The sequence below is a fragment of the Desulfobulbaceae bacterium DB1 genome (assembly GCA_001914235.1).
In the GTDB taxonomy this organism is placed as follows: domain Bacteria; phylum Desulfobacterota; class Desulfobulbia; order Desulfobulbales; family SURF-16; genus DB1.
Window position 1 is genome coordinate 97,409 of record MQUF01000023.1, and the last position, 16,547, is coordinate 113,955.

Consider the following 16,547-nt stretch of genomic DNA (forward strand, 5'->3'; position numbering starts at 1 on the left):
GCTTCATCCACGAAGCGCCGGAGTCTGTCTGGAATGATTATCAGCGTAACATAATTTTCACGTAACCGATACTCCCTTTGCCCCACGCCCATGAAAAAATTTCGCGTTTTTTTCCCTTTCATTTTCGGCAAAAAACCGCTTATTGTTCTTTAACGGAAAGAGAAACAGGAGCCTTTGCATCATCATTTTTCTTCCCCATCCGCTTCCCTGAAGGCAAAGATTATGGAATTTCTTCATTCGGCAACATTTATCAACAGTGCCTGGATCGGCAGCGCCTTTCTTTTCGGCTTCGGCTTCAAACGCCTCAACCTGCCGCCGATGCTCGGCTTTCTCATCTCCGGCTTTCTCATGAATTTTCTCGGGCTGACCGGCGGCACCCTGGCGCTCGACACCATCGCCGACCTGGGAATTATACTGCTGCTGTTCACCATCGGCCTCAAACTGGACCTGAAGGGTCTGACAAAACCGGAGATATGGGGCGGAGCAACCGTTCATGCCCTGCTGACGATATTTCTCATAACCGGGGTGATTTTCGCCGCGGGAACCCTCGGCATCGCCTGGTTGGCCGATCTCGATCTGGCCCGGGCCGCGCTCCTCGGCTTTGCCCTGAGCTTTTCCAGCACGGTTTTCGCCGTCAAGTTCCTGGAGGAAAAGGGGGAGCTGAACGCCCTGCACGGGCGGGCCGCCATCGGCATCCTCATCATGCAGGACCTGATGGCCGTCTTCTTTCTCACCATCTCCAAGGGAGAATTTCCCTCCCCCTGGGCCCTGGCCCTGCCGCTTTTTCTCCTCGCCATCCGTCCGCTTCTCATGTACATCATCGATCATATCGGCCATGGCGAGCTGCTGCCCCTGAGCGGCTTCTTCATTGCCCTTACCGTCGGCACCACCAGCTTTTCCCTGGTGGGACTGAAACCGGATCTCGGTGCATTGCTGCTCGGCATGCTGCTCGGCTCCCATTCCCGTTCCACCGAGCTGTCCGCCTCTCTTTACAGCTTCAAGGATCTCTTTCTTGTCGGCTTCTTTTTCCAGATCGGCCTGACCGGCATGCCGGGTATCGCACATGTCCTCATTGCCCTGGGTCTGCTGCCGGTGCTTGCGGTCAAATCGCTTTTTTACTTCTTCATTCTCACCCGCTTCCGCCTGCGGGCCAGGACCAGCCTGCTTGCGGCTTTCTCACTTGCCAATTACTCCGAATTCGGTCTGCTGGTTGCCGCCATCGGCCTGAAAAAGGGCTGGCTCGGACCCGAATGGGTGATCATCATCGCCCTGGCCCTGACTTTTTCCTTCCTGGCCGCCGCACCCTTGAACAGCAAGGCCAATGCCGTTTATGAACGATACGCCGCCCCGCTTCGCCGGTTTGAAACCAAAACCCGTCATGCCGGTGATGTCGAAATCAATCTTGGGCCGGCGGAGATTCTTCTTTTCGGCATGGGCGCCTTTGGTTCCATGGCCTATGACATCATCCGGGAACGCCAGGGCGACAAGATTCTGGCCGTGGATTACAACAAAAAAAAGGTTGAGGAACAGAAAGGGTTCGGCCGTCGGGTGATCTGGGGGGATGCCACTGATTATGATTTCTGGCGCAAAATCAATCCGGGCAAGATCAAACTGATCATGCTGGCCATGAACAAGCACCAGGCAAGCCTGCTGGCTTTAAAGGAGATCCGCTCGGCCGGTTTCCAGGGACCGGTGACCGCCACGTCCCGTTTTGAGGATGAAAAAATCGAACTGCTGGAGGCAGGCGCCATTGCCGCCTATAATATCTACGCCGAGGCAGGGGCCGGTTACGCGGACCATGTCTGCCAAAGCACCGGTCTGGTCTGCAAAACGGAGTTTGTCGTCTCTGCCGCGGAAATTCCGGTCATGACAAAGCCGTCCGGATAAAAAAACCGTTCAGGCGGTTCCACCAACAACCTGTTTCACCAGATAGAAATTGTAGGCGATGTAGACGCAGAGCAAAAGACCGCCTTCGAAACGATTGATCCGCCCCGGCCTTCTGAAAAATCCGTAACTGACGACAAAGAGTAAAAGGGTCAGACCGCCCATGACAACCATGTCCCGGGAAAGAACCTCGGGCGCCACCGTCATGGGATGAATCGCCCCGGCAATTCCCACCACGGCAAGGGTGTTGAAGAGATTGGAACCGATCACGTTGCCGAGAGCGATATCGTGCTCTCCCTTGCGGCAGGCAATCAGGGAAGCGGCCAGTTCCGGCAGTGAGGTGCCCAGCGCCACGATTGTCAAGCCGATGATCAGGTCGCTGATCCCGAAGCCGCGGGCGATCTCCACCGCACCCCAGACCAGGATGCGGGAGCTTGCGAGCAAAAGCAGCAGCCCGGACATCAGCAGGAAAAGGGCCTTGCCCCGAGACATGGGATGCGCGACCAGCTCCTGTTCGATTTCATCCCCCAAGGGATCCCGCCCCCGCAGCCCCTGGTGGATCGACCAGGACATCAGCCCCGCGAAAACAGCCAGCAGCATCCAGGCATCGGTTCGGCTCAACTCCGTGTCCCATAGCTGAAAAACAGCCAGCATGGAGACTCCGATCAACAGCGGCAGTTCTTTGTGCAGAACCTGGGAATGGACGCTGATGGGGCTGATCAGGGCGGTGAGGCCCAGAATCAAGGCAATGTTGGTAATGTTCGAACCATAGGCATTTCCCATCGCAATACCGGGATTCCCCTGCCAGGCAGAGATGGCGGAAACGACCATCTCGGGAGCCGAGGTGCCGAAGCCGACGATGACCATGCCGATCAACAGCGGCGGCATGCCGAAATGGCGGGCCGTGGAGGCGGCACCCTCGACAAACAGATCAGCGCTCCACACCAGCAGGGCCAGGCCGCAAACAACCGCCAGAAATGCCGGAACCATGAAATTTTCCTTCCTTTTCGCTTGCCGCCTTCGGCAAGTCAATCGTTACAAATTCCGCAGATAGCTCGTCCCATTCAACTGTCGCATCTGCGTCGTGATCCAGCGCCTTCTTTCCAGCACATACGGCGAAGGCTTGTTTGCCTTCAACACCATCGGATTGGGGAGAACCGCGGCCAGCAGGGCGGCATCACCTTCTTTCAGATTTGCCGGTTTTTTACGAAACACCTTTTCCGCCGCTGCATGGGCGCCATAAACCCCGTCGCCGAATTGGGCAATATTGACGTAGACCTCGAGAATTCTTTTCTTCGGCCACAGCAACTCAAGCAGCACGGTAAAATATGCCTCAAAGCCCTTGCGCAGGTAGCTGCGGCCCGGCCAGAGAAAAAGGTTCTTGGCCACCTGCTGGGTGATGGTGCTCGCCCCCCGCAACCGACGGCCCTTTTTGTTCGACTCCATTGCCTTGGCGATGGAGTCGAAATCAAAGCCGGAATGACGGACAAACTTCTGGTCTTCCGCGGCCACCACGGCAAGGGGCAGATACGGTGAAATATCGTCCCAGTCACACCATTGATAACGAATGGAACTCTTTCCTTCACCACTGAACAATCCGGCCACACGGCTTTGCATCATAAAGGCGCTGGTCGGCGGCGGCAGCCAGCGGAAAGCGAGAACCGTCGCGATTGAAAGAAATACGGCAAGAAAAAGGATACGTCCGAGAAAAAAAACGATCTTCCCCGCTCCGCGGCGACCATTTTTTTTCACACGTCTGTGTGATGAACTTTTCATGAAAACGGACACTCAGTGACGCTGCAACTCTTTTCCCACTTTCTGTTTTCGGGCAGTGCCTGAAAGAACCTTTATGTTGCGCTGCGTCTCCGTTTTTGGCTGAGCTTTTATTTTTTTGCTCTGCAACGGTTCAATGACCCGGACAGACGCGGCACCATTCGCCGCAACCGGAAGGGGAACAGGTTCGCCTGCCGGTTTAACCTCGACCGGTTGCAGGGTCGCAGCGGCTGGGGGGGGCGTCCCTTGCTGCGGAAAAAGTTCGGGATGCTCGGCGGCCACGAGGGGTTGCAGTCGCGGCAGCATCAAACGAAGAATGTTGACCGGCAAGGCACTGGTAAAAGAATAGCCGGCGGCATCGGCGCCGGGCACAAAGGCGGTGAGCGTGCCGTAAAACCTGTCGCCGATATAAAAAACAAACGTGGCCGAGCGGTTGACCACCCTGGAAGTTTTTCCCACCCCCTTTTTATACGTTACATAGCGGTGATCGCCGGTGCCGGTCTTGCCGCCGATGGGAATTTCGCTGCCGTCGGGCAGTACCAGGGCATGATTAATCCGGCCGGCCGTCCCGTTTTCAACGACATCGCGCAACACGACCCGCACCGCCCGCGCCACTTCAGCGGGCATGACCCGCTCTCCCTCCGCCTGCTTGCGCCGGACAATGGTTTCATAGGGCGTTGACCGGGCAAAATGCAAGGATTCAATCAGGGCGGAGGGCGGCCGCACCCCATCGTTGACCAGAATGGCCATCAGTTCCGCCAGGGCGGCCGGCCGATCCGCCGAGCTGCCGATTGAGGTGGCAAAGGAGGGAACCAGGGAGTTGAAAGGATAGCCAAGTCGTTTCCAGTCCTTATGGATCTCCAGAAAGGCCTCCACTTCAAGCAGACTGCGAATGCGCCGGTCCTGGGCGTTCTTCCTGCTGCTGCGCATCAGCCAGCTGTAAACCGCAAGCCGCTCTTTCCGGCTGTCGGCAACAATTTCCTCCCATCCGGCCTGGGGATGGGAAGACAGATAATTGGCCAGCCACAGCTCCAGCGGATGCACCTGGGCAATATAGCCCTGATCCGCCAGGGAAAATTTATCCGGCCCGAACTGATCATAATATTTTTTCAGGTTCTTGCCGCCCGGGTCATTGGCGTCGGAGAGATTGTCCGCCATGAAAGCGGTAAACTGCTCAAAGGTTGCTTCCGGCACAAGATAACGGTGGATGCCCGCCAGCCGGCGCGGGGTTGAACGGATGCCCGACACCAGAATTTCCAGGATCTGCTCTCGATTTTTTCCTTTGTATTTGTCATAAAAACGCCTCATGAAGACCTTGCTTTCCTGCTCGGCAAAGCGTTCAAGATATTGGCGGCGCAGAGGATTGTTCATATCTTCCAGGATGCGGCCGGTTGACCCCGGCACCTGCAGCACGTAATGACGAACAATATCCCGCATCATGCGGATGAAGACCAGATTCACCGAATTACGCATGGCCATGCGTACCGTCAGGATGTTTTCATCATCCTTATGGTTGAAATTCGAAAAGGTATGGTTGCCGCCCGCCGTATAGAAGACCTCCTTGGGGCTGGCCGAATACGGGCGTTCAAGCGCGGCATCGAGCATGGCCGCGAGGCCGCGGTCCTCGGCGGTCAACAGGTAATCCACCGCCCAGCGGGCAAGACGGTCATTGGGGCTGATCTGCAATTTGCCCAGCGCCTTGTCGTCCAGTCCGGCATACTGCTCATGCTGGCGGGCGATAATTTCCAGATAGGTAACCAGGGTGCGCAACTTCGCCGTTGACCCCAGATCAAGCTTGGTGCCGACATTGATATCAAAGGGTTGATCCAGGTTGTCCGCCTGCACCCGGGGCATGGAGCCGTAAGGTCCCAGTTCATAGAGGTTGAGGCTGTATATGACTTTGGCCGGATCACCCTTGGACAGCAAACGATCGGCCGTCAAACCGTTTTGACGCAAAAATTCCGGATCTTTCATTTGCAGCAGAAATTCGGTCACCGCCTTCTGGGCCTGTTCATTCAAGGTGGTGGACACGGTCAGATCGAGACGGTCCAGATCATAAAAACGGCTCATGCCGAGCATCTCGCCCAATTGCACCCGCACCATGCTGGAGGCCTTCCGGTTGATGAACGAGCCGGATTCAACGGTGGGGCGGTTTGTGTTAAACTGCAGCGCCACCTGCAAGGCCTCGTCCCGCAGCTTGTCGCTGATTATTTTCTCGCCGGCGAGCAGCCGCAGCAGGCCATTGGTCATCTTTTCAAGCTGTTCCGGTCCTTCCCGTAAAAAACCGGAGGGCCGGCGCTGGGCCACCATGAGACTGAGCGCATGCTTGAACATCCGCGCCTTTTCCGTCAGTCCCGGACCGGTTTCCTCGGCACGCAAGCCCTGGTTGAAGGTGTCGAAATCCACCCCGTACCAGGCCCACATGCCGTCGCCGATGCCGTTGACCTCGCCGACCCCTCCCGCGGCCGACAGCGGCACGGTATTGATATACTCATAGACGATGCGCCGCCGGGCGTTTTCGGTGTTTTCCCCGTCAATGTAGACCCGCAATGACGCTGAAGCCATCTGTTGCAGCTTGTCGAGCGGGGTGCGGGTCATGCCGTCGGGGGAATGCCGGTATTTTTCGATCTGGGTGGCCAGGGTGCTGCCCCCCGGCACATTATGGTCCGGCCGGAAAACCTGAACCACCTTATCCAGCACGGCCTTGGCCAGCCGGTCCCATTCAATGGCCGGGTTGCGGGTGGGATGCTTCATATTCATCAATTCCCGGTTCTCGACAAACAACAGACTGTCGACCAGCACCTTGGGAATGGCTGCGAAATCCGGATACACCCGTTCAGGAAAGGAAACGGAATAAAGGGGCTTGGCGCCAGCATCGAGGATGGTGAGGCCGCCCTTTACCTTTTCATGATAAGGCGGGAAAATGCCCCATTGGGTCACATCGTGCAGTTCGGGGGAAAAACGGGTCTGCCGCTCCACCGTATACCCCCGGCCGGTAAGGGACTTCAGGTGATCAGGAAGGCGGGTATAGCCCAGGCGGGTATCATAAATTCCATATTGCGGATAGGCAATGGACGAACTCGGCCCCTCTTCCAGCTGAAAGGTAAGTTTTTTGCCGAATTCAGCCAGATATTTCGCCTGATAGCGGGAGGTGGTGAACTCATTGGTCAAAAACAAAGTCAGAGTTCCAACTGCCGCTATAATGACAAGCAGCACGGCAAGAATAAATATGGTTTTGCCGATGGAGGGTTTCTTTATCCGATGATGAGGTGTTCCAAACACGTATTGTTATTCCCGATTGACGTTCCGATGATCCCACTGCCCTGCGTCCACGGAAGACGGAGCAGGAATTCACCACGTGATCGTCTCCGCCCGACGCCCTTCCGCACCGTGATGCTCACTGCAATGCTCCCACCTCGCGAACCGGACCGCATGACCGGGATAAGGAAAGAGAACTTATTGCCGGCAAAGTACTTTCAGCGGCAAACCGGTGGTTGAGCAGGAATTTGCACGTGGTTCTTCCGAGACAGGCACAACGGCAGGGGGAGCCGGAAAAAATCCCCGAAATAAATTGTTTGTTTGCGCAAAACATGCTCGTGTCCGTGAAAATCACTCATAAAAAATGCACGATTGTTTATACAACAACGTTATGATCTTGCATAGTTTTATGATGTTATTCCATTTTTTTCCAGGAAAAACAAAAACGCCGTTTCACCGCGCCGGCAAAAACCGGCACCTTTCCATGCACGACCCGCGCGCCTGTTCCGCCCGGCCGGCTCTGCCTGCTACGAAGATGTCTTGTTTTTGCAAGTGTTTGCCGCTAATGTGGCGAGGAAAGCCCTCATTTTCTCCATACACCAGGAATAACCATGCCCCGTCTTGTCCTTCTCCAGCCGCCCATCGAGGATTTTTACGATACCGATATCCGGCTGCAGCCCATCGGCCTCTGCTCACTGAAAAGCGCGGTGCTGCGGCATCATGCGGACCTGGAGGTCACGGTTCTCGACTTCCACAAGGGGCATGGCCGCGCCACCATCGCCCTGCCGCCGGAGCTCCGCCCCCTCAAGGCCTATTACGGCTCACCGGACGCCGGGCCTTTCCGTTCCTTCCATCAGTACTTTCGCTTCGGCGCGGATTATGACGCCATCGGCCGCATGGTCGCCGAACTTGCCCCCGACATCGTCGGCATCTCGTTTCTTTTTACCCCCTATTTCCGGGAAGGGCTGCGCACCGCCCAATCCATCCGCGCCTGCTCGAAAGCCGTCATCATTGCCGGCGGCTCCCATGTCTCGGCCGATCCGCTGTCGATTCTTTGCCATCCGGCCATCGATTTCGTCATCCGCGGCGAAGGAGAGCGGCCCCTGATTTCCTTTCTTCATGCCTGGAAAAGGGGAAGGGGGTTGGCGACGGTGCCGAATCTGGGCTGGAAGGACGGGGGGCAATACCGGCTGAATGATCTTGCGGAAAATTTTCCCCTGGACGAACTGCCGATGCCCGATATGAGCGATCTGCTCCCTGCCCGGTATCTTTATGAAGGAAAGCCCGTTGCCATGCTGCTCAGCACCCGGGGCTGCCCTCACCGCTGCGCCTTCTGCTCGGTGCACACCACCTTCGGCACCTACCGCAGGCGCTCCAACCAGGCCATTGTCCAGGAAATGCGGAGGCGCTGGGAGGACGGCTACCGGGTCTTTGATTTCGAGGATGACAACCTCACCTTTGACCGCGAGGCGATCCGCGACCTGTGCCGCGCCATCATCCGGGAGTTCCGGGAAAAAGAGGTGGAGCTCCTGGCCATGAACGGCGTCTCCTACCGTTGTCTTGACCGCGACACCCTTTCCCTGATGCGGCAAGCGGGATTCAGTCACCTCAACCTCGCCCTGGTCAGCGCAAGTTCCGAAGTGCTGGCCCGCGTCAGGCGGCCGCACCCGGTGGAGGATTTTCCCCGGGTCGTGGCCGATGCCTTTGCGCTTGGTTTTGCCGTCCTGGCCCATCAGATCCTGGGGCTGCCGGGGGAAAGCGTGGACAGCATGTGCGCCGGCCTTGCTTTTCTGGCCCGGCTGCCGGTGCTGATCGGCGTCAGCGTCTTTTATCTTACCCCCGGAGCACCGATTGCAACGGAATTTCCCCCCATGACCGAGACGGATTTCTTCCTGGCGCGTTCCTCCGCCATGGCCGTCACCTCGGCCCAATGCAGCCGCGACGCCCTCTACACCCTTTTTCTCAGCGCCAGGATTATCAATTTTCTCAAAGGGTTACGGCTGCCGGCGGAAACAACCACGCTGGCCCAGGTGCTGGCCATGACCCCGACCGATGAGCGGACCAGCCAGGGAATTGCCTTGCTCAACCGGCTGTTTGCCGAAGGAAAGCTTCATGCCGCAACCCGGCAGGGCTATGCGCTGCTGCCCCGCTTTGATTTCACCCTTTTCCTGCAATGCTGGGAAAGGATCGACGCCATATGCACCCAGCAAGGAAAATGGATTCGGGTGAGGGGATAAAGGCATAACCAAACAAAAGGGAAAATCGCATTGCCCCCCTTCACCCCGTGAAGATCGTGCTCACCAGATAAACGGTGTAGCCGATGTAACAGGCCAGCAGGGCCGCGCCCTCGAAACGGTTGATCCGGCCCGGCCCCCGCAGCCCATAGCCGATGACGAACAGGGAAAGGGTCAGCACGGCCATGACCATGATATCCCGGGAAAAAACCTCCGGCCCAACCGACATCGGATGAATCACGCCGGCGATCCCCACCACGGCCAGGGTGTTAAACAGATTGGAGCCCAGGATATTGCCCAGCGCGATATCGTGCTCGCCTTTGCGGGTGGCGATGATCGATGACGCCAGCTCCGGCAGGGAGGTGCCGACCGCGACGATGGTCAGGCCGATGATCAGGTCACTGACACCGAACCCATGGGCGATCTCCACCGCGCCCCAGACCAGGATGCGGGAGCTGACAATCAGCAGGGCCAGGCCGATGACAAGCCAGGTGACCGCCCGGCGAACCGGCATGGCATGAACCGCCAGTTCCTGCTCCATCTCGCTGCCCAACGCATCGGCCTTGCCCCGCTTGCCTTGCCGAATGGTCCAGGCCATCAAGCCGGCAAATACCCCAAGCAGCACCAGGGCATCGACACGGGTGATTTCTCCGTCCCAAAGCTGCCATGCGGCCAGGGCCGTAATGGCGGTGAGAATGGGCAGTTCCTTGCGCAATACCTGCGAATGGACGGCGATGGGGCTGATCAGCGCCGTCAGGCCGAGGATGAGGGCAATATTGGTGATATTCGAACCATAGGCATTCCCCAGGGCAATGCCGGGGTTTCCTTGTGAAGCAGCCAGTGCGGAAACCACCATTTCCGGCGCGGAGGTGCCGAATCCGACGATCACCATGCCGATCAAAAGCGACGGCATGCCGAAATGACGCGCGGTGGCGGCTGAGCCTTCGACAAAACGGTCGGCGCTCCAGACAAGCAGCGCCAGGCCGCAAACGATTGCGAGAAAAGGCATGACCATATCAATGCCCCCCTTCCATGCTGGGAACAGATGCCGGACTCTCCGGTTCGCTCCCCGAATCCGGCAAACGGCTGGCCAGCACCTTGTCGATCCGGTTGCCGTCAAGGTCAACCACCTCAAGCCGCCATCCCTCCCATTCGGCGACATCACTGGTGCGGGGCAGGCTGCCGATCAACCACATCATCATGCCGCTCAGGGTGTTATACCTGCCCTTGTGTTCCTCGGGCACGCCTTTCAAAGCGAGCCGATCCTTGAGCTCCGGAATGGGAATCAAACCGTCGAGCAGCCATGAGCCGTCTTCGCGCTGAACGGCCCACACATCCTCCGGGTGGCGCGGCTTGAACTCACCGGCCAGTGCTTCCAGGACATCCTGCAAGGTAATCAGGCCCAGAATTTCCCCATACTCGTCAACAACAAAGACCATTTGCACGCCGGATTCCCGGAAGTGCTCCAGCAGTTTCATTCCAGTCAGCGACTCGGGCACGTAGACGGCGGGCTGCAGATATTCCCGGATATCGGTGGCCTCTTCCTTAATGCGCTGCTTGAGCAATCTTTTGGCGGTGATAATGCCCAGCACGTCGTCCATGCCGCCCCGGCATACCGGAAAACGGGAGTGATCGGAGTTGATCAGGTTTTCCAGGCTGCTTTCAACAGGCTGTTCGATATCCATGAAGATAATTTCGCTGCGCGGCGTCATCAGGGAGGCTATCTGGCGGTCATCCAGCCGGAACACGTTACGCACCATCTCGTGTTCCTGTTTCTCGATCAAACCCGCCTGCGACCCTTCAGCCAGCATGGCGTGAATATCCTCTTCCGTCAGATTGGCGCTGCTCAGCTCCTTTTTGCCCATAAACCGCAAAATGCCGTCGGTCGAGACGGAAAGCAACCAGACAAAGGGGCGCGACAGTTTTGCCAGGGTCGCCACCGGACGCGCCATGACCCGCGCGATCCCCTCGGCATTGAATTGCGCAATCCGCTTGGGAACCAGCTCACCGACGACTATGGAGAAATAGGTAATGCCCACCACCACGATGGTGGTTGCGCCCATGGCGCTTGCCTTTTCCTCCAGGCCCAGACCACGCAGTATTTCGGCAAGCGGGCCGGCCAGCGCGGCCTCGCCCACGATACCGTTCAGGATGCCGATGGCGGTGATGCCGATTTGCACCGTGGAAAGGAATTGCGTCGGTGCCTCCCCGAGGCGCATCGCGATAGCAGCGGATTTGTCTCCATCCTCGGCCAGTCGCTGAAGCCGGCTTTTGCGCGCGGTCACCAGGGCGATTTCCGACATGGCGAATACACCGTTGAGCAATATCAGTCCGAAGAGTATGGCAATATCCATATCCATATAAAGCTTACCCCCTTGGCGTCAGGCAGGTGCGCATCTCACCAATGCCGACTCATAAAAATCACAAAAAAATTCAAAGAAAGGACCGGGCGGCTCATTTCGATGCGAATGAATTTGCGGAAAAATTAACCGTCACAAGAAGATCCGAATCAGGACATCATAACATAATTTTCAGTCGAATTGCTGCAATTGCGCGGCGAAAAATTGACGTCGTTTTCTCAAGGATGCGATTGCGCTAATTTTTTAAGATCGCCCCGGCCTGGTATTCGATTCGATTTCCGCCATTTTCTTTCGCTTGATAAAAAAGCATGTCTGTTTTTTCCAATATTGCTTCTTTTTTTAATTTTTGGGAAAGATACATCGCGGAAACGCCGATACTCACCGTGACACCGGCCGAGGTGGGCGATTTTATATCGGGCAAACTTAACCGAACTGATTTTGTTTATCAATTCATCGAATTGAGGCAACAGTGTTTCAATGGTAACGGCCGTTTCGAAAATATACAGACCGCCCCGATCACATCACACCGAGAATCCACCCTTCGACCCGGGCGACATGGTATTCGCCGGGCAGCATGTCGGGCTTGAGGAATTTATCGAGGCTGCCATCCGTATCCACCTGCCGCAGCCAGGCAGCAGCAACGTAAGCATCATGCTGGTCGGGGGTGCGGCCCTCCCGCGGAGTGCTCTTGCTCCACAGCGACGGGTAGATCTCGACCAGCGCGGATTTTCCGGAAGGGATCTTCCAGCCGTCAAAAGGCCAGAAGTGGACCCGGTCCCCAAGCTGATTGCGCAAATACCTCAGCCAGGGCAGTCCGGCGTGGGTTGATTTGGCCACCGAGCCGGGCACGTCGAAGTGAAAGACCGACTTGGCCCCGGCCCGCTCCTCGGTGATGCGTCGCCAGCGGGGGCTGCCGGAACGGGCCTCGCCGTTGCCCCGCAGACCGTCGCGGACAAAGTCGACATAGGTGTTTGGCTGATCGGTCGGCCAATGTTTCTGGAAATCATCGAGGAAGGTCGGCCAGTCCGGTTCCAGCCAATGGACCTCGAAATACCGCAGGGGAAAGGAAAAGCCGTGGTCGATACCAACGATGGTCGGCACTTCCCCGGATAACTGCTGCGCCAGCCATTGCGCCAGACCGCGCCGGGTCCAGTATTTTCGCGGACTGGGCGGCGGTTCTATTTCAACCGGCAAAGAATCACTGCCGGCCTCAAAAACCCGAAGCCCCTTCAAACTGGAATCCGGGGTTTCCGCGCCGGAGTAGTCGATGCCGATATAACGTTGGAAGGCAGGATACATCATAAACTCTCTTTCAGAAATTTACTTGATCGGTTACTTGGTCGCTGCGCCAGTCATGTCGCAAGCCGTGTTGTTGGTTTGTCGCAAGTTCCCCCCCCTCAAGTCAGCCCCCAAGCGGGCCGTCTTATTCTTTCTCGGGTTTTTCCTCTCCGGCGGATTCGATCTGCTTCACTATCCGGTCGAAGTCGCTTTCAAACAGCCGATCCTGCACGATACGGTACTTCTCGAACTCGCTTTCGGCATGGGCCTTCGCGATATCCGCGCTTACCTTGCCACTGTGCTGCAGAATGTCACGCTCGGTGAACTCCAGGAAGGCGTCCAACCGCTTGGCCCAGTCCTCCATGGTCATGGGGATTTTGCGCAGTGCGCGTTCCTCGGCAAGATCAAGATAGGCATTCACAATCCGCCCCAGAGCTTCCAGCTCCTCCTTGGCCAGATAGTTTTTGGCCACCGCAACATCGGTTTTCAAAATCTTGCCGTCAGGGGCCTTTTCCCAGGTGGTCAGCCCCATGTTTGCCTTGGTGCTGTCGGCCCGCTGCAGAATCAACTCAGCAGCGGTATGGCCATGGATGGCAAAATGCAGCTTGTTCCGCACCTTGGCGAAAAACGCCTTGGTGGTCGGCGCGTCCCGATTGTAATCGACGCTGGTGGCATAGATGTCGGTGATCTTCTGGTAAAAGCGCCGCTCCGAGAGGCGGATCTCGCGGATCTCTTCCAACAGGCGCTCGAAATAATCCTCACCCAGAAACGCGCCGTTTTCCATGCGCTTTTTGTCCAGCACATAGCCCTTGATGGCAAACTCGCGCAAAACCTGTGTGGCCCACTGGCGGAACTGGGTAGCCCGCACCGAATTGACCCGGTAGCCAACGGAGATGATCATGTCCAGATTGTAATATTCCAGCTCCCTCTGAACCTGCCGCTTCCCCTCTTGGCGAACTGTCAAATATTTTTTGACAGTTGCCTCTGGGTTCAGCTCTCCCTCTTCAAAAATGCTTCGAATATGATGGCTGATGTTTTGCTTAGAGGATTGAAAAAGCTTTGCCATCAACTGCTGGGTCAGCCAGATGGTCTCATCTTCATAGCGAGCCTCAATGCTTTGTTCACCCGTCTGACCGGTGAAGATCAGGAATTCAGCGGTGGAGTTGCGAATCAGTTTTTTGTCGCGGTCGGTCATGGCATGTTCCCCCTCATTCCACGTCCAGATAATCAAAGCGGCCGAGCCGCAACAGATTTTCCCGGGCACGTTCAGCATTTTCGCGAACCTGAGGGTCTTCAGCAGTCAGGCCAGCTTTCAAGATAGGCTTGGCCTCATCGGCTGAGACGTATGGCAGCTTCCTACAGCAAGAAGCCTCACGCGAAGGCGCGAAGACGCGAAGGGAAGTCCATCCCGTCGTTCCCGCGCACAAAGGGTCTCTCCCCGCGAAGGCGGGGAAGGGAACCCAGTGGTTTTGATTCTGGATGCCCGCCTGCGCGGGCATGACGGATGACAGAATGCGTTTCATTGGCTATACCTCCGCCATCACAGCACCCAGCAGCAGCCGTGTATCCCTTGGCTCCTGGTTGATGGCATCGATCAGCCTGAGCAGATAGCCGGGCCGGTATTCAGTCGCACCATTGGCCGAAATGTGAAGGCCCCGGACAAAATCCTCGTAGCTGTAGGCCGGATGCAATTGCAGGCGGTGGATGTTCGATTTGAGGGCTTTTTCAATGGCGGATTGCGACTGAAAATAGCGAGCGGGACCCATGGTGACCAGGGCCGATGAACGAATAATTCTCTCCGCCAGGCGCTTGGCGCGATAGGTTTTCCCGGTGCCCGGCGGGCCATACAACACAACCTGCTTCTTATGTTGAATGATTTCCAGTGGCGCACCATCCGCCAGACCGCCTTCGCTGCTGTCATACCAGGCAGCTTCCAGCGGCGGCCAATAGAAATCCAGTGTCTTTTTCGGCATCAGGGCTTGGAGCCCTTGGCGAATGGCCAGCAGCTGACGGTCTTCGTCCTCGTGTCCATCCTGCACGAGACCGGTAAAAGCCGCGATGACACGACGCTTGTGATTGCCGCTGGCGATGCGCTCGAAGAAGTCGGGGAACAACAGATGGAGCAGCATGTGGCGGAGCTGCTTCGATTCGGCGTCCTCGGTGGCGTCGACAAGTTCCTGAAATTTCCACGGATCGTTCGCTGCCGTTTGTTGCTGTTCGGAGGACAGTGCTTTCCATCCCTTGGCGAATTCAATCAGAAAGGCGATCTCAAAGGGGCGGCGCGTATTGTAGCCGTGCCCCCCACTGCCGATCCCGTGTTCGAAGGCCTGTGAGAGCAGATGGGTTTCCCGCAGGTTGTCACCTCGGCGGCGAGCCGGATAACCTCTGTACCCGCCGGTTGGATTTGGTCCCTGAACTTGTCGATAAAGGAGCGGTCCCCCTCATCCGGCGTGGCGACAAACGCCTTGTGGATGCTATCCAACAGCTCGGGTCGCCAAAGGTTGGCCTGTTCGAAAAGCAGAGAGCCATTGCGCAGAAGGCAGTTGTTTCGGAATGCATCCGCCGCCTCGTAAATTCTGGAAGTGTCGTGTTCGGAATAACGCGCCATAGGGTCTCCTGTTGTTGAATATCAGTCCATCATCCTGTCGCGAGTTTGTGCGGCCTCCATCCCTGGAGGCCGTCCCTTCGGGACCAGCCTTTCGGCTGTCCAAATTTGCTCCAGGCAAATTTGTCGCAAGTTATCCATCGCCATTCTGCGCCAGCCACTGGCGGCCCTTGTCGGTCAGGCGGTATTTCTGCAAGCGGCTGTTGGGCTTGTCGGGGATGGTCATCTCGATCAGGCCGTCGGTCAGGGCCGGTTTCAGGTAGCGCTCACGGAATGATTTGCGGTCCGAAAGCCCCAGGGCGGCTTGCAGCGCCTCGCGGCCCATCTCGCCCTGGATCGCGGCCAGCAGCTCGCCGACTTGGGGGGTGACTTGAGGGCTGACTTGGGGGGCGGTGGTGGTCACCGTATCCAAAATCATCCGCAGCATAAAGGCGATGAACGGGGCGGAATCGGTCTTTTGGTTACTCTCCTGCAGGGCCTGGTAATACTCGGCTTGGTGCTCGAAGATCAGGCTTTCCACCGGGATGTCGGCAAACAGGGGATTCCAGCGGGCCAGAATCAGGCTCTGCCACAGCCGCCCCATACGGCCGTTGCCGTCGGCGAAGGGGTGGATGAACTCGAACTCGTAGTGAAAGACCGAACTGGCGATGAGCGGGTGGGCATCGGTGGCGGCCAGCCAGCAGAACAGGTCACTCATCAGATGCGGCACCCGGTCGGCGGGCGGGGCCATGTGGATCACCTGCTGGCCCGCCATTACCCCCACACCGCCGTGCCGATACAGCCCTACCTCATCGATCAGGCCTGACATCAGAACCCGGTGCGCCTCCAGCAGGTCCTTTTCGAACTCTGGCTTCCAGCTGTCGAATCGGTCATAGGCGGCCAGGGCGTTTTTCACCTCCTGCACCTCGCGGGGCGGGGCGATGACCCGCTTGCCCTCCAGGATCGCGGTGATTTGCGCCTCGCTCAGGGTGTTGCCCTCGATGGCCAGCGAGCCGTGGATGGTGCGGATGCGATTGATGCGCCGTAGCCGCAAGGCTCTCGCCTGATCGGTGAGCACGGTCAACCGCCCGATGGCCTCGCTGATCGCGGCGACCCGGTTCAGGATCTCGGGGGTGATGGTGTAGGGTGGCTGATATTTCATATCGTCCTTCGCTA

General features: G+C 57.4%; 16 protein-coding genes. 3 read left to right on the top strand and 13 right to left on the bottom strand.

Translation table 11 applies throughout. From position 1 onward, the window contains the following. Nucleotides 1–57: 57 nt before the first annotated feature. On the bottom strand, nucleotides 58–237 hold the full coding sequence (locus BM485_16690) for a hypothetical protein (GenBank protein ID OKY73909.1): 180 nt from the start codon (nucleotides 235–237) through the stop codon (nucleotides 58–60). Here BM485_16690 and BM485_16695 point away from each other — a divergent pair. Next, nucleotides 223–1,887 (top strand): hypothetical protein, encoded by a 1,665-nt coding sequence (locus BM485_16695; GenBank protein OKY73910.1) that lies wholly within the window; start codon nucleotides 223–225, stop codon nucleotides 1,885–1,887. The two genes, BM485_16690 and BM485_16695, sit on opposite strands and share 15 nt — an antisense overlap. Nucleotides 1,888–1,896: 9 nt before the next feature. On the opposite strand, the gene BM485_16700 is transcribed toward BM485_16695, so the two are convergent. Genes BM485_16700 through BM485_16710 form a run of 3 tightly spaced genes read right to left on the bottom strand, consistent with a single transcriptional unit; the run spans nucleotide 1,897 to nucleotide 6,939 of the window. Then, complete coding sequence (locus BM485_16700) at nucleotides 1,897–2,874, bottom strand: calcium/sodium antiporter (GenBank protein OKY73911.1); 978 nt, start codon at nucleotides 2,872–2,874, stop codon at nucleotides 1,897–1,899. 45 nt (nucleotides 2,875–2,919) lie between these two features. Beyond that, entirely contained in the window at nucleotides 2,920–3,660 is a 741-nt protein-coding gene (locus tag BM485_16705) for a monofunctional biosynthetic peptidoglycan transglycosylase (GenBank protein OKY73938.1), read from the bottom strand. 12 nt (nucleotides 3,661–3,672) lie between these two features. Further along, nucleotides 3,673–6,939: a glycosyl transferase family 51 gene (locus BM485_16710; protein OKY73912.1), complete on the bottom strand. Its 3,267-nt coding sequence runs from the start codon at nucleotides 6,937–6,939 to the stop codon at nucleotides 3,673–3,675. 587 nt (nucleotides 6,940–7,526) lie between these two features. Between BM485_16710 and BM485_16715 the strand changes: the two genes are divergently transcribed. After that, the gene (locus BM485_16715; protein OKY73913.1) at nucleotides 7,527–9,152 is read left to right on the top strand and encodes a hypothetical protein; all 1,626 of its coding nucleotides are present in this window, start codon (nucleotides 7,527–7,529) and stop codon (nucleotides 9,150–9,152) included. Between the two features lie 40 nt (nucleotides 9,153–9,192). Here the strand turns inward: BM485_16715 and BM485_16720 are convergent, their stop codons facing one another. Together BM485_16720 and BM485_16725 are read right to left on the bottom strand one after the other, a co-directional pair. After that, entirely contained in the window at nucleotides 9,193–10,164 is a 972-nt protein-coding gene (locus tag BM485_16720; protein OKY73914.1) for a calcium/sodium antiporter, read from the bottom strand. Between the two features lies 1 nt (nucleotide 10,165). Continuing rightward, nucleotides 10,166–11,503 (bottom strand): hypothetical protein, encoded by a 1,338-nt coding sequence (locus BM485_16725; protein ID OKY73939.1) that lies wholly within the window; start codon nucleotides 11,501–11,503, stop codon nucleotides 10,166–10,168. Nucleotides 11,504–11,553: 50 nt separating this feature from the next. On the opposite strand from BM485_16725, the gene BM485_16730 reads away from it, so the two are divergent. Beyond that, on the top strand, nucleotides 11,554–11,748 hold the full coding sequence (locus tag BM485_16730; protein OKY73915.1) for a hypothetical protein: 195 nt from the start codon (nucleotides 11,554–11,556) through the stop codon (nucleotides 11,746–11,748). On the opposite strand, the gene BM485_16735 is transcribed toward BM485_16730, so the two are convergent. The 7 genes from BM485_16735 to BM485_16765 all read right to left on the bottom strand — a co-directional run bounded on the left by BM485_16735 (nucleotide 11,745) and on the right by BM485_16765 (nucleotide 16,533). Then, on the bottom strand, nucleotides 11,745–11,930 hold the full coding sequence (locus BM485_16735) for a hypothetical protein (protein ID OKY73916.1): 186 nt from the start codon (nucleotides 11,928–11,930) through the stop codon (nucleotides 11,745–11,747). The two genes, BM485_16730 and BM485_16735, sit on opposite strands and share 4 nt — an antisense overlap. A gap of 95 nt (nucleotides 11,931–12,025) precedes the next feature. Further along, nucleotides 12,026–12,811, bottom strand: coding sequence for a hypothetical protein (locus tag BM485_16740; GenBank protein OKY73917.1), 786 nt, complete (start codon nucleotides 12,809–12,811; stop codon nucleotides 12,026–12,028). 121 nt (nucleotides 12,812–12,932) lie between these two features. After that, the gene (locus BM485_16745; protein OKY73918.1) at nucleotides 12,933–13,982 is read right to left on the bottom strand and encodes a cell filamentation protein Fic; all 1,050 of its coding nucleotides are present in this window, start codon (nucleotides 13,980–13,982) and stop codon (nucleotides 12,933–12,935) included. Between the two features lie 13 nt (nucleotides 13,983–13,995). After that, on the bottom strand, nucleotides 13,996–14,310 hold the full coding sequence (locus tag BM485_16750) for a hypothetical protein (GenBank protein ID OKY73919.1): 315 nt from the start codon (nucleotides 14,308–14,310) through the stop codon (nucleotides 13,996–13,998). A 3-nt stretch (nucleotides 14,311–14,313) separates the two neighbouring features. Next, nucleotides 14,314–14,916 (bottom strand): hypothetical protein, encoded by a 603-nt coding sequence (locus BM485_16755; GenBank protein OKY73920.1) that lies wholly within the window; start codon nucleotides 14,914–14,916, stop codon nucleotides 14,314–14,316. A gap of 125 nt (nucleotides 14,917–15,041) precedes the next feature. After that, nucleotides 15,042–15,395 carry a hypothetical protein gene (locus tag BM485_16760; protein ID OKY73921.1) on the bottom strand — a complete coding sequence of 118 codons (354 nt, stop codon included), beginning with the start codon at nucleotides 15,393–15,395 and terminating at the stop codon, nucleotides 15,042–15,044. Between the two features lie 130 nt (nucleotides 15,396–15,525). Beyond that, nucleotides 15,526–16,533 carry a cell filamentation protein Fic gene (locus tag BM485_16765; GenBank protein ID OKY73922.1) on the bottom strand — a complete coding sequence of 336 codons (1,008 nt, stop codon included), beginning with the start codon at nucleotides 16,531–16,533 and terminating at the stop codon, nucleotides 15,526–15,528. Between the last annotated feature and the right edge of the window lie 14 nt (nucleotides 16,534–16,547).

Excerpts from the sequence above, each read along its gene's own strand:
- BM485_16695 (OKY73910.1), top strand. The coding sequence starts at position 223 with ATGGAATTTCTTCATTCGGCAACATTTATCAACAGTGCCTGGATCGGC.
- BM485_16690 (OKY73909.1), bottom strand. The coding sequence starts at position 237 with ATGAAGAAATTCCATAATCTTTGCCTTCAGGGAAGCGGATGGGGAAGA.
- BM485_16700 (OKY73911.1), bottom strand. The coding sequence starts at position 2,874 with ATGGTTCCGGCATTTCTGGCGGTTGTTTGCGGCCTGGCCCTGCTGGTG.
- BM485_16705 (OKY73938.1), bottom strand. The coding sequence starts at position 3,660 with ATGAAAAGTTCATCACACAGACGTGTGAAAAAAAATGGTCGCCGCGGA.
- BM485_16715 (OKY73913.1), top strand. The coding sequence starts at position 7,527 with ATGCCCCGTCTTGTCCTTCTCCAGCCGCCCATCGAGGATTTTTACGAT.
- BM485_16720 (OKY73914.1), bottom strand. The coding sequence starts at position 10,164 with ATGGTCATGCCTTTTCTCGCAATCGTTTGCGGCCTGGCGCTGCTTGTC.
- BM485_16725 (OKY73939.1), bottom strand. The coding sequence starts at position 11,503 with ATGGATATTGCCATACTCTTCGGACTGATATTGCTCAACGGTGTATTC.
- BM485_16730 (OKY73915.1), top strand. The coding sequence starts at position 11,554 with ATGCCGACTCATAAAAATCACAAAAAAATTCAAAGAAAGGACCGGGCG.
- BM485_16740 (OKY73917.1), bottom strand. The coding sequence starts at position 12,811 with ATGATGTATCCTGCCTTCCAACGTTATATCGGCATCGACTACTCCGGC.
- BM485_16745 (OKY73918.1), bottom strand. The coding sequence starts at position 13,982 with ATGACCGACCGCGACAAAAAACTGATTCGCAACTCCACCGCTGAATTC.
- BM485_16750 (OKY73919.1), bottom strand. The coding sequence starts at position 14,310 with ATGAAACGCATTCTGTCATCCGTCATGCCCGCGCAGGCGGGCATCCAG.
- BM485_16755 (OKY73920.1), bottom strand. The coding sequence starts at position 14,916 with ATGCTGCTCCATCTGTTGTTCCCCGACTTCTTCGAGCGCATCGCCAGC.
- BM485_16760 (OKY73921.1), bottom strand. The coding sequence starts at position 15,395 with ATGGCGCGTTATTCCGAACACGACACTTCCAGAATTTACGAGGCGGCG.
- BM485_16765 (OKY73922.1), bottom strand. The coding sequence starts at position 16,533 with ATGAAATATCAGCCACCCTACACCATCACCCCCGAGATCCTGAACCGG.